General features: G+C 71.3%; 10 protein-coding genes. 7 read left to right on the top strand and 3 right to left on the bottom strand.

Annotated features, from left to right (window positions below; translation table 11 throughout):
• A partial coding sequence (locus DW299_RS03740; protein WP_136035742.1) for an N-acyl-D-amino-acid deacylase family protein occupies positions 1-1,619 on the bottom strand: 1,619 nt, incomplete at its 3' end.
• A complete protein-coding gene (locus DW299_RS03735) occupies positions 1,610-2,827 on the bottom strand; it encodes an alanine racemase (protein WP_136035740.1) in 1,218 nt (405 codons plus the stop codon). The genes DW299_RS03740 and DW299_RS03735, both read right to left, overlap by 10 nt.
• 25 nt (positions 2,828-2,852) lie before the next feature.
• Between DW299_RS03735 and DW299_RS03730 the strand changes: the two genes are divergently transcribed.
• Together DW299_RS03730 and DW299_RS03725 are read left to right on the top strand one after the other, a co-directional pair.
• Complete coding sequence (locus DW299_RS03730; RefSeq protein WP_136030997.1) at positions 2,853-3,257, top strand: RidA family protein; 405 nt, start codon at positions 2,853-2,855, stop codon at positions 3,255-3,257.
• 121 nt (positions 3,258-3,378) lie between these two features.
• Positions 3,379-4,869, top strand: coding sequence for a L,D-transpeptidase family protein (locus DW299_RS03725; RefSeq protein ID WP_240745311.1), 1,491 nt, complete (start codon positions 3,379-3,381; stop codon positions 4,867-4,869).
• A gap of 66 nt (positions 4,870-4,935) precedes the next feature.
• On the opposite strand, the gene DW299_RS03720 is transcribed toward DW299_RS03725, so the two are convergent.
• Positions 4,936-7,155, bottom strand: a complete 2,220-nt coding sequence (locus DW299_RS03720) for an NADP-dependent isocitrate dehydrogenase (protein WP_136035739.1) — start codon at positions 7,153-7,155, stop codon at positions 4,936-4,938.
• Positions 7,156-7,330: 175 nt separating this feature from the next.
• Here DW299_RS03720 and DW299_RS03715 point away from each other — a divergent pair, with 175 nt between their 5' ends.
• The 5 genes from DW299_RS03715 to DW299_RS03695 all read left to right on the top strand — a co-directional run bounded on the left by DW299_RS03715 (position 7,331) and on the right by DW299_RS03695 (position 11,742).
• Positions 7,331-7,789, top strand: coding sequence for a GNAT family N-acetyltransferase (locus DW299_RS03715; RefSeq protein ID WP_136031001.1), 459 nt, complete (start codon positions 7,331-7,333; stop codon positions 7,787-7,789).
• A gap of 218 nt (positions 7,790-8,007) precedes the next feature.
• Positions 8,008-8,991 (top strand): TauD/TfdA family dioxygenase, encoded by a 984-nt coding sequence (locus DW299_RS03710; RefSeq protein ID WP_136035737.1) that lies wholly within the window; start codon positions 8,008-8,010, stop codon positions 8,989-8,991.
• The gene (locus DW299_RS03705; protein WP_240745310.1) at positions 8,988-10,013 is read left to right on the top strand and encodes a sugar-transfer associated ATP-grasp domain-containing protein; all 1,026 of its coding nucleotides are present in this window, start codon (positions 8,988-8,990) and stop codon (positions 10,011-10,013) included. Before DW299_RS03710 ends, DW299_RS03705 begins: the two co-directional genes overlap by 4 nt.
• Positions 10,014-10,096: 83 nt before the next feature.
• Entirely contained in the window at positions 10,097-10,687 is a 591-nt protein-coding gene (locus DW299_RS03700; RefSeq protein ID WP_136035735.1) for an alanine racemase C-terminal domain-containing protein, read from the top strand.
• The gene (locus tag DW299_RS03695; protein ID WP_136035733.1) at positions 10,684-11,742 is read left to right on the top strand and encodes an alanine racemase; all 1,059 of its coding nucleotides are present in this window, start codon (positions 10,684-10,686) and stop codon (positions 11,740-11,742) included. Before DW299_RS03700 ends, DW299_RS03695 begins: the two co-directional genes overlap by 4 nt.
• Positions 11,743-11,828 lie beyond the last annotated feature (86 nt).

Raw genomic sequence — 11,828 nt, 5'->3', positions numbered from 1 at the left:
TCCTGGACGGCACCGGTCGCGACGCCGTCCAGGACCACGGGCACGCCCGCCACCAGCACCTCGTGGACGCCGATCGGCGGCCGATGCGGCTCCTCGAACGTGGCGCCCGCGGCGACCGTGAGCGGATCGAACAGCACCAGGTCTGCGGTGGCGCCGACGTGGATGATCCCGCGAGGCGCATCGCCGCGGTCGAGTCCCAGACGGGCCGCGGGGTTGCCCGAGAGGTGGCGCACGGCCTCCTCCAGCGTCAGCACCCCGAGCTCGCGCACGTAATGCCCCAGGTAGCGCGCGAACGTGCCGCGGCCGCGAGGGTGCGGACGGGCCCCGATCAGGATGCCGTCACTGCCGCCGGAATGCCGCGGGTGCCGCATGATCGCGCGCACGTTGTCCTCGTCGCCGATGTGCATCAGCACGCCGGTCGCCCCGGCGTCCTCGAGGATCGTGTCGAGCACCACATCGACGGCCCGCCGCCCCGAGTCGTTCGCGATCTCGGCGACCGTGCGGCCGACGAGGCCCGCGAGAGCCGGATTCGCGGTGCCGGAGATCTGGATGGCCGACCAGTCGGCACGCTCCCCGTGGAAGCCGTCGCAGCCGAGCTCCTCCAGCTCCACGCGGACGGCCTCGCGCCCCTCGGCATCCAGCCCGGCGATGGCGGCCAGCAGGTCGCCCGACGCCGCCAGCCGGCTGGGCAACAGGGCGGAGAGCGTGGTCGCGCCGGGGAGATACGGATAGGTGTCGAGCGTCACGTCGACGCCGTCCGCGATCGCCGCGTCGACGATCTCGAGCAGCTCGTCGGCCCGGCCGCGGTTGGGGGCGAAGTTCATCGTGGCGTGCGTCAGGTGCACCGGGCAGCCCGTGCGACGGCCGATCTCGACGGCCTCGCGGTACGCATCCAGCGCGGCCGCGCCGTAGCTGCGGGTGTGCGGCGCCCAGTATCCCCCGCGCTCGGCGACCACACGGCACAGGGCCTCGAGCTCCGCGGTGTCGGCGTACATGCCCGGTGTATAGGTCAGGCCGCTCGACATGCCGAACGCCCCCGCGTCCAGAGCCTCGCCGAGCAGCGCGGCCATCGCCTCGATCTCCTCCGCGGTCGCCGCGCGGTTCTCGTGCCCGACCACCATCATCCGGAGGTTCCCCTGCGGAACGAGCACCGCGGCGTTCGCGACCGCGGCGGCGTCGATCTCGGCCAGCAGATCGCTCATCGACCGCCACGGCACCGTGGTGGGCAGGCCGTTCCACCCCGCGATCTGCGCGGGGATCACCGCGGCTGTCGCGTCGTCGAGCGGCGCGTACCCGAGGCCGTCCTGACCGAGCACCTCGCAGGTCACGCCCTGACGGATCTTCGCGTCGTGCGCGGCACCGCTCAGCACCGCGAGGTCGCTGTGCGCATGCATGTCGATGAAGCCGGGCGCGAGCACGAGGCCGGAGGCCTCCACCTCCACGCCGCCCTCGGGCAGCTCGAGCTGCGCGTCCTCCCCTTCGGACACGACCGCGACGATCCGCGCGCCCTCCACCGCCACGTCGGCTGTGAACCGCGGCGCACCGGAGCCGTCGACGACCGTGGCCGAGCGGTAGACCCTGACCAGCCCGGCCGCTGCCTTCTCCGCACTCAGAAGCACGTCGCCACCGCTCCGATCACTCGAGGGTCGTCCGCGTCGGGATCGTCGATCACCGCGACCACCCGCCACTTGTCGAACGCGGTGCACGGGTGCGAGAGCCCGAGCCGCACGACCTCGCCGACCGCGGCCGCGGCGCCGTCCGCGAGCCGCAGGAAAGCATGTTGATCGTTGAGCGCCGTGATCTCGCCCTCGACGCTCTGCGGCACCGGCAGGTCGAGGTCGAACGGCACGTCACGGCGTCCGGCGTCGAGCAGCGCCAGGGCATCCTCGGGCTGGGAGACCACGCGCGACCAGGCGTGCATGGCCGACCGCAGCGGTGCCGTACCGGTCAGCGGGCCGAAGGGCGACATCCGGGCGTAGAACCCGTCGTCGTGGATCTGGAACGCTCCGGAGCGCAGCACCACGTCGGCTTCGGGAGCGAGCGGCGACAGCACGGCGGCGGCCCGGTCGGGGAAGGAGCTCCCGCCCGCGCTCACGACCGGACGAGGCCCCTCCGGGTAGTCGAGTCGGCGGTGCAGCTCGACCAGGGTGTCCAGGTAGGCGTCGACCGCGGCGACCGACGCCGCGGACCGATCCGGCCCGAACGGCCCCTCGTATCCGGTCACTCCGGCGAGGCGCAGGCCCGGTGCGGCGGTGATCGCGGCGGCGATGCGCTCGCCCTCCTCCACGCTGCGCGCACCCGTGCGTCCGTGCGCGCCGCCCAGCTCCACGAGCACGTCGAGGGGGCGGGCAGCATCGGAGAGGGCATCGGCGAGGATGCGGACGCCGTCGACCGCGTCCGCCCAGCACAGGATCCGCAGGTCGTGGTCGGCGGCGAGGAGCTCGCCGAGGCGACGGGCGGCGGCCGCGTCCGTGACCGCATTGGCGATCAGGACGGTCGGCACTCCGGCGGTCACGGCCACTTCCGCCTGCCAGGGCGTCGCGACGGAGATGCCCCAGGCGCCCGCGTCGAGCAGCCGCTGCCACAGCGCGGGGGCCATCGTGGTCTTGCCGTGCGGGGCCAGGCCCACGCCCTGCTGTGCGGCCCACGCGAACACGGTCTGCTCGTTGTGCGTCAGCGCGTCGGCGTGCACCGTGAGCACCGGCGTGACCAGGTCGGAGAGGTGCAGTCCGGCCTGCCCGACCTCGGAGAGCCGCAGCCCTGCGGCGCGCGCCGGGAACCCCTTCGCCCAGGCGCCGAGAACGGGATCCGGAATTTGTAGAGGCATCTAACAAGGCTACTAGGCTGGCGGCATGACCGCGAAGACACGAGTTTCGACCGACGCCGCCCCCGCCCCCGCCCACACCTTCTCGCAGGGAGTGCGCAAGGGCCCGATCGTGCAGGTCTCCGGCCAGGGCCCGGTCGACCCCGTCACGAACGAGTACCTCCACCCCGGCGATGTCGCGGCACAGACCACCCGCACGCTCGAGAACGTCAAGGCGATCGTCGAGGCGTCCGGCGCCACGTTCGACGACGTCGTGATGCTCCGCGTCTACCTGACCAAGCGCGAGGACTTCCCCATCATGAACGAGGCCTACGGCGCGTTCGTCGAGGCGCACACGACGAGCGGGGTCCTGCCCTCGCGCACCACCGTCTTCACCGGCCTTCCGCGCGAGGAGATGCTCGTCGAGATCGACGGTCTCGCCGTCATCGACTGACCGCGCCGCCGGACGTGTCCGGAGAACGGGGAGGCAGGGTAGCAGACCGTTGCCTCCCCGTTACCTGCCATCCCGTACCATTGAGAGACTGGATGCGTCAGAACCGCGGGGGGTGTAGTTCGTGACCGATGTGATTTCCGTACCGGGCGCTGCGACGGGAGCTCCTGCCGACGACGGCACGCCCACCAGCGTGCTCGCGCCCGCGGATACGCCCACCGAGACGGTTCCGCCGCACACCGGTGAGCAGCCCCTGGCCTGGGCTCCGATCGAACCGTCTCCCAAGAAGCGCCGCCTCGGCCTGTGGATCGGTCTCGGCGTCGGAGTCGTCCTGCTCGGCGCGGGAGCGGCCTCCGCGATCCTCATCGCACCGGGGACGACCGTCGCGGGCATCCCCGTCGGATGGATGACGCCGGGCGCCGCCGCCGACGCGATCAGCACGCACCTGGCGCAGACGGAGGTCACGCTCACGGGCGAGGGCGACGGCGCGGTCCTCACGGGCGCCGACCTGGGCGCCACGGCCGATGCCACCGCCCTGGCCGATGCCGCCTTTGCCGCCCACCCGCTCTGGAACCTCGGGTCCTGGATGGGAGACCCGGTACCGGCCGACATCACCCTCGACCCCGAGAAGGCCACGGCCGCCCTGCGGGACGCCGTTCCCGCGAGTTTCGTCGACCCGGTCGATGCGGGAGTCGTGTTCGACGCCGCGACCGGCGCGTACACGATCACGCCTTCGGAAGCCGGCACCGGCATCGACCTCGGCGACCTCGGCACGACGTTCGTCGACGCGGTCGGCGACGGTCGCACCTCCTTCGAGTATCCGGGCGGCCCCGCCGAGGCCCTTCCCGCCGTGAGCGACGCCGACGCGACCGCCACGGCGAGCGAACTCAACACCATGCTCGCCACGATCGGCTTCTACGTCGGCGAGGAGCGCACGGTCCCGATCGACCCCGCCACGGCCGCCTCCTGGCTGACCGTCGTAGACGACGAAGGTCAGCTGCGCATCCAGGCCGACCCGCAGGCGATCCAGGCGACCGTCGACGCGCTTCCGGCCGCGGTCGACCGCGCCCCGGTCAATGCGACCGTCATTGTCGACTCGGCCGGCACCGTGCTGCGCGCCGAGCAGGAGGGCGTCACCGGACGCGCGCTGGGTGACACCTCCCAGATCGCGGAGCAGTTCGCGACCCAGCTCGCCGCCGGCGACGGTGTGTTCGCGCTGACCGTCACCGAGACGCCGTTCGAGACGGTCAACCTGTTCCGTCGCATCGACATCGACCTGGGCTCGCAGCGGGCCACGCTGTACGAGAACAATGCGGTCGTGAAGTCGTGGGCCGTCTCGACCGGGCTGCCGGGCACTCCGACGCCGACGGGCAACTTCAAGGTCTTCGCCCACACGCGCATGCAGGACATGGGCTGCTACCCCGGCGCCCCGTACTGCACCGAGAACGTCCCGTGGATCACCTGGTTCACCACGAACATCGGCTTCCACGGCACGTACTGGCACAACAACTTCGGCAACCGCATGAGCCACGGCTGCGTGAACCTGCCGATCGACCTCGCGAAGTACGTCTACGACTGGTCGCCCGTGGGCCTCGAGGTCTCCGTCCACAACTGACGCACCTCGGGCCGGCGGATACGAGAAGGGGGCGGATGCCGCAGCATCCGCCCCCTTCTCGTCGTCTCAGCGCAGGGCGTCGACGATCTCGTTCAGCGTCGCGGACGGGCGCATGACAGCGGCCACGAGCTTCTCGTCCGGGCGGTAGTAGCCGCCGATCTCGGCCGGCTTGCCCTGCACTGCGTTGAGCTCGGAGACGATGGCCTCCTCGTTCGCGGCGAGCTTCTCGGCGACCGGGGCGAATGCGGCGGCCAGCTCGGGGTCCTTCGTCTGCTTCGCCAGCTCCTGCGCCCAGTACAGGCCGAGGTAGAAGTGGCTGCCCCGGTTGTCGATCGTGCCGAGCGCCCGACCGGGCGAACGGTCTTCCTCCAGGAAGGTGCCGGTCGCGGCGTCGAGCGTCTCGGCGAGCACGCGGGCCTTCTCGTTGCCCGTGCGGTCGGCGAAGTGCTCGAGCGAGGCCGCGAGCGCGAAGAACTCGCCCAGCGAGTCCCAGCGCAGGTAGTTCTCCTCGACGAGCTGCTGCACGTGCTTCGGGGCGGAGCCGCCGGCGCCGGTCTCGAACAGCCCGCCGCCCGCGAGCAGCGGGACGATCGAGAGCATCTTGGCGCTCGTTCCGACCTCGAGGATCGGGAACAGGTCGGTCAGGTAGTCGCGCAGCACGTTGCCGGTCACCGAGATGGTGTCCAGGCCATGACGCATGCGGGCGAGCGTGTAGCGCGTCGCCTCCTCCGGCGCGAGGATCGTGATCGTGAGCCCCTTGGTGTCGAGTGTCGCCAGACCCTGGTGCACCTTCGCGATGATCTGCGCGTCGTGCGAGCGGTTGGCGTCGAGCCAGAACACGGCGGGCGCTCCGGTCGCACGGGCGCGGGAGACCGCGAGCTTCACCCAGTCCATGACCGGGATGTGCTTCGTCTGGGTCGCGCGCCAGATGTCGCCCTTGCCGACCTCGTGCTCGATGAGCACGGTGCCCTCGCTGTCGAGCACCTGGACGATGCCGTCCTCCGCGATCTCGAAGGTCTTGTCGTGGCTGCCGTACTCCTCGGCCGCCTGCGCCATGAGCCCGACGTTCGGGACGGTGCCGATCGTGGCCGGGTCGAGCGGGCCGTTCGCGATCACGTCGTCGATGACCGCCTGGTAGACGCTCGCGTAGGAGGAGTCGGGGATCACGGCGATCGTGTCGGCCTCCTCGCCGTCCTTGCCCCACAGCTTCCCGCCGTTGCGGACCAGCGCGGGCATGGACGCGTCGACGATGACATCGCTCGGCACGTGGAGGTTCGTGATCCCCTTGTCGGAGTTCACGTACGACAGGCGCGGCCCCTCGGCGATGGCCTTGTCGAACGCGGCGGCGATCTCGTCGCCGTTCGCGACGTCGGCCAGCCCCGCGAGGATCGAGCCGAGGCCGTCGTTCGCGCTGAGTCCGGCTTCGGCCAGCTGCGTGCCGTACTGGTCGAAGACGTCCTTGAAGAACGCCTTCACGACGTGGCCGAAGATGATCGGGTCACTGACCTTCATCATGGTGGCCTTGAGGTGCACCGAGTACAGCACGTCGTCCGCCTTGGCGGCCTCGAGCGTCTCGGCGAGGAAGGCGTCGAGCTCCTTCGCGGACAGGAAGGTGGCGTCGATGATCTCGCGCGGGAGGACCTTGAGGCCTTCCTTCAGGACCGTGACGGTGCCGTCCTTCGCGGTGTGACGGAACGAGAGGACGTCGTCGTGGGCGGCGACCCACGAGCGCTCGTTGTGCTTGAAGTCGTCGTGACCGAGCGTGGCCACACGAGTCTTCGACCCCTCCGCGAACGGCTTGTTGCGGTGCGGGTGCTTCTTGGCGTAGTTCTTCACGGCCAGCGGGGCCCGGCGGTCGCTGTTGCCCTCGCGCAGCACCGGGTTCACCGCGGAACCCTTGATGCGGTCGTACCGCGCCCGCACGTCCTTCTCCTCGAGCGACGTGGGCTCGTCGGGGAAGTCGGGGATGTCGCATCCCTGCTGCTGCAGCTCGGCGATGGCGGCCTTGAGCTGCGGGATCGACGCCGAGATGTTCGGCAGCTTGATGATGTTGGCCTCGGGAAGAGTGGCCAGGCCACCCAGCTCGGCCAGCGCGTCGCCGACCTGCTGCTCCGGCGCGAGCTTCTGCGGGAAGGCGGCGAGGATACGGCCGGCCAGGGAGATGTCCCGCGTCTCGACCTCGATGCCCGCCTGGCCGGTGTAGGCCTGGATGATGGGCAGGAACGAGGCGGTGGCCAGTGCCGGTGCCTCGTCGGTGTACGTGTAGATGATGGCGTCGTCGGTCACCGGGAGGTTCTCCGTTCACGGGGCGATTTGTCTCGATACCAAGATACCCCGAGCGCGCTCGACGCCCCGCCCGCCCGCTGGACGCCTCCCGCCGACGATGTGCGCCCGCCTCCCCCGGTCCGAAAATGTTCAGCCGGGACGTGTCGAGTCCGCCGGGAGGGGCTAGCCTGGGGGCATGTCCGAACTGCGCATGGTCGAACTCTCCGCTGCGACGATCGTCGCCGTGAACAACCTGTCGCTCAAGCCCGGACAGGAGCAGTTCCTCGCTCCGGTGTCGTACGGCATCGCGGCAACCGTGATCAACCCGCAGACGTCGTGGCAGCGCGTCATCCTCGACCGCAACGAGGTCGTCGGCTTCGTCAGCGCGAACTTCGACGACGAGGCGCCCGAGGAGCACTTCCGCTCCGTGCTGTGGCGCATCAACGTCGACGCCGACGACCAGGGCCGCGGGGTCGGTCGCTTCGCGGTCGAGAGCCTCATCGAGGAGGCCCGCCGCCGCGGCGTCGACCACGTCAACGTCATCTACGAGGCGGGCGAGGAGGGGCCGGAGGCCTTCTTCCGTCGCGTCGGCTTCACCCCGGTCGGCGAGACGGCCTACGGCGAGGTCATCGCCGAGATCCGCGTCGAGCCCTGAGACCGGCGGCGGGGTCTCGAATCCCCTCCCCCATCGAGACCCCGTCGCCCCCGGCTGAGCCACCTCCCGTAGCGACTCAGCCGCTCCTCAGTAACGTGTTACCCCTTAGTTGGTATCGTTGTCGTGCCGCAGCTGCGGCCCCCCTCGAAGAAAGCGATACCCATGCTCACCATGCCTCTCTGCCTCTGCGCGCCCATCGAGACGACGGGAGCGACGCGATGATCACGCACGCCCTCGCTCCCGCGGCACTCGACGCCCTTTCCGCCCTCGCCGTGGGGCGCCGCGGCATCTACCGCGACGACGCGGCCTTCGACGACCTGCTGGCGTCGGCGACCGCCGCACTCGCCGCGGAGGACCCCGACACCGTCGCGGTCATCCGGCGCTTCGCGGCCGCCGACGTCCCCGACGGCGCAGTCCTGTTCACCGGCTTCACCGTGGACCAGGAGCAGATGGGGCGCACCCCGGAGGGGTGGCAGCTCGAGTTCCAGAATCAGGACCGGGACCCCGTCACGGAGGCCACACTGCTCGCCCTCGCCGGAACCGCGGGGGAGATCTTCGCGTTCGCGCGCCAGCACGCCGGCGCCCAGATCCAGAACGTCGCACCGGTGAAGGGCCACGAATACGACGCGGTCGGCACGGGCAGCCGCGGCTTGCTCGACTGGCACACGGAGGACGCGTTCGACGACGCCCACCCGCACTACGTGGGCCTGCTGTGCGTGCGCGGCGATGTGAACGCCGACACGGCCCTCGCTCCGATCGACCGCGTGGTCCTGGGCCCGGAAGACGAGCGGATCCTGCGCGAGCCCCGATTCCTGCACGGCATCGACAAGGCATCGGGCGGCACGGGACGCCCCGAGGACGGGGTCCGTGGACCGGTCCTGTACGGCGAGGACGGCGAGCGCTTCGTGCGCGTGGACATGGACTGCGCGGCCGCCGTCGAGGGCGACGCGGACGCGGCCGCCGCGCTGCGGCGCTTCCACGACGCGGCGGACGCCGCCCGTATCGCCGTGAATCTGAAGGCGGGCGACCTGCTGCTGTTCGACAACCGTCGCGTGCTCCACGCCCGGACCAGCTTCGAGCCGCGCTACGACGGCACCGACCGCTGGCTCCAGCGCGTCATCATCACGGGTGACCCCGGCGCGTCGGCCGGACGCCGCACCCGTCGCCCCCGCGTCGTCGAGAACGACCCTGCCGGGCAGTGAGCTCGACCGTTCACGCCGGCGTGATCCGCCTCCGCTATCTGCTGGGTCGCGCACGGCGCATCGACGTGGGTTCGTTGATGCGCCGTGCGCGTGCGGTGGCGGCGCACCATGATCAGCGCACGGTTGCGGTGCTCGTCGACATGCTCAGGGAGGCGGCCTTCCACCAGGTCGGCTTCCAGGACTACGTCGACTACGACTTCGCGATGCTCACGGCGGCGGAGCGCCGCACCATGATGACGCATCCGCTGTCGAATCGGCTGTCCTACCTGTTCGACCACGCCGACTACCGGCACATCTTCCACGACAAGTGGGAGTTCGTGCGCGTGTTCTCTGACCTGTTGGGGCGGGAGTGGATGCTGCTGGACGACGACAATGCGGACGCTCTGCGCTCGTTCGCGGACCGGCACCAGACGCTGATCACCAAGCAGCAGCTCGGGCGCTCCGGCCATGCGATCCACCGGTACCACGGCGCAGACGTCTCCGACTGGGACGCGTTCCACCACCGACTGATGGAGAACGGCGAGCTGCTCGTCGAGGAGAACATCGTGCAGCACGACGCGCTGTCGGCGGTGTGCCCGGGGACCGTCAACTCCACGCGCATCACGGCGTTCTTCGACGGCCATCGGACGCATATCCTGTCCATCGCCCAGAAGTTCGGTCGCGGCCAGGCCGCCGACCAGATGGACTGGGGCGGCTTCTACACCATGCTCGACGCGGACACCGGGCGCGCCCTCGGCGACGGCTACGACTCGCACGGCAACGTCCACCGATTCCATCCCGACACGGGCTACCGGATCGCCGATTTCCAGTTGCCGCTGTACGACGAGGTGATCGCGCTGATCGACCGGGCTGCCCGCCGCGTGCCGCAGGTGCAGTACGTCGGATGGGACGTGGCGGTCACCCCGACGGGTCCCGTGATCATCGAGGGGAACTGGGGCACGGGAGTGTACGAGGTGAAGCCGAGCGTGCTCGGCATCCGCACCGGCCACCGGCCCCGGTTCCAGAAGGCGATGGGATTCTGAACGCCCTGATCCGTGCCCGCCTCTCCCGCGCCGCGCTCGCCTCGAACGCGCACCGTCAGGCGGCCGCGAGCATCGGCGTCCCGGTGATCGACCTGCGCCGGGACGCGTGGGGACACGGCCTGACCTGGGTCGCGGGGACCGCGCACGACGCCGGTATCCGCCACGCGATCTTCGACGCCTCGGCCGGGCGCAGCGCGGCCCGGTCGGGCCTGACCCCGTGCGACGAGCCGGCGACGATCGATCCCGCGCGCCTGTTCGGCTGGCCCGGTGCGGACACGGAGCCCGTGATGCGCGTCGCCGGGCGCGTCCTCTCCACCAAGGAGCTGCGGGCGGGCGAAGGGGTGTCGTACAACCACACGCACCATGCGGGCACCGACACCCGTGTGGCGCTCGTGACCGGCGGGTTCGGCCACGGCATCCCCCGGGCGCTCGGGAACGAGGCCGACGTCGAGATCCGCGGCCGGCTGTTCCCGATCATCGGACGGGTGGCGATGGACGTGTGCGTCGTCGACATCGGTCACGCGCCGATCCGGCACGGTGAGGAGGTCGTGTACTTCGGCGGGCCCGGTCCCGCGCGGCACGCACTGGCCGACTGGACCCGCATCACCGGCTGGACGGCCGCCGAGCTCGTGTGCGCGCTCGGGCTGCGCGCCGCGCGAGAGGAGACACCATGACCCTCCCCCGACTGGTCGTGGATCTGCGTCGACTGCGCGCCAACATCCGCGAACTGCAGCGCCGGAGCGCGCCGGCCGAGGTCATGATGATCGTGAAGTGCGACGCGTACGGACACGGGCTCGAACGGGTCGTCACGGCTGCGGCCGCCGAAGGGGTGCGCTGGTTCGGGGCGTTCGACAGCGCCACCGCGGTGCGCGCGCGCGCCGCCGCCGGCCCCGACGCGCGGGTCTTCGCGTGGGTGACCATGACCCGGAGCGAGATCGCGGCGGCGGTGCGCGCGGGCGTCACCCTGGGGGTGGGTGACGCCGACTACCTGGAACGCATCGTCGAGGTGAATCAGCGTCGCCCGCAGCCCGTGCACCTCAAGATCGACACGGGTCTGCATCGCAGCGGCATCCGCCCCGAGCACTGGACCGAGGTGGTCCGACGGGCGGCGGAGCTGGAGGCTGCGGGAGCGATCAGGGTCGAGGGCATCTGGAGCCACATCGCCGAGGTGAGCGACCGCGACGACGATCTGGCGCGAGCCGCGTTCCGGGAGGCGGTGCAGCGGGCGGAGGCGCTGGGCCTCACGCCGACCGTGCGGCATCTGGCTGCCAGCGCCGCGGGGGCCGCCCGCTCCGAGTTCCGCTTCGACCTGGTGCGCTTCGGGGCCTTCGCGTACGGGATCCGGTCGGTGGGGGCGCCGCCGCCGGACGACATCGCCCTCGCCTCCACGCTGCTCGCCCCGGTGATCCGCGTGGACGCCGAGGCCGTCACGATCGGGATCGGCAGTCTCGACGGCCTCCCCTCGACCCTCGCCGGCTGCTTCGAGGTCGGGACGGCCGCCGGCGCCAGACGCGTGCTGCGGATCGGGCCGACCGAGAGCGTGGTGCGCCCCTGGCCGCGGGCGGCGATCGGCGAGGAGGTGGCCGTGTGGGGGCCGGGCGCCCGCGGGGAGCTCGACGCGACGAGCCTGGCCGAACTCATCGGCACGGTCGGTGAAGAGCTCCTGGTGCGGCTCTCCCCGCTGATCACGCGCGAGTACCGAGCCGGGCGTCGACCCGGTGCGGGCTGATCAGGCGTCGTCGTCCGACCGGGGGCGGCTGCGGCGGCTGCTCCACGCGGCCAGTGCCGAGGCGGCGGCTCCCGCGGCTCGGCACT

The organism is Microbacterium sp. K35 (assembly GCF_004794375.1).
Taxonomy (GTDB): Bacteria; Actinomycetota; Actinomycetes; order Actinomycetales; family Microbacteriaceae; genus Microbacterium; species Microbacterium sufflavum.
This window is presented reverse-complemented; position numbering and strand designations above follow the sequence as displayed.

Bases quoted from the DNA above. Each gene is read 5' to 3' on its own strand.
- DW299_RS03735 (WP_136035740.1), bottom strand. From the start codon at position 2,827: ATGCCTCTACAAATTCCGGATCCCGTTCTCGGCGCCTGGGCGAAGGGG.
- DW299_RS03730 (WP_136030997.1), top strand. From the start codon at position 2,853: ATGACCGCGAAGACACGAGTTTCGACCGACGCCGCCCCCGCCCCCGCC.
- DW299_RS03715 (WP_136031001.1), top strand. From the start codon at position 7,331: ATGTCCGAACTGCGCATGGTCGAACTCTCCGCTGCGACGATCGTCGCC.
- DW299_RS03710 (WP_136035737.1), top strand. From the start codon at position 8,008: ATGATCACGCACGCCCTCGCTCCCGCGGCACTCGACGCCCTTTCCGCC.
- DW299_RS03695 (WP_136035733.1), top strand. From the start codon at position 10,684: ATGACCCTCCCCCGACTGGTCGTGGATCTGCGTCGACTGCGCGCCAAC.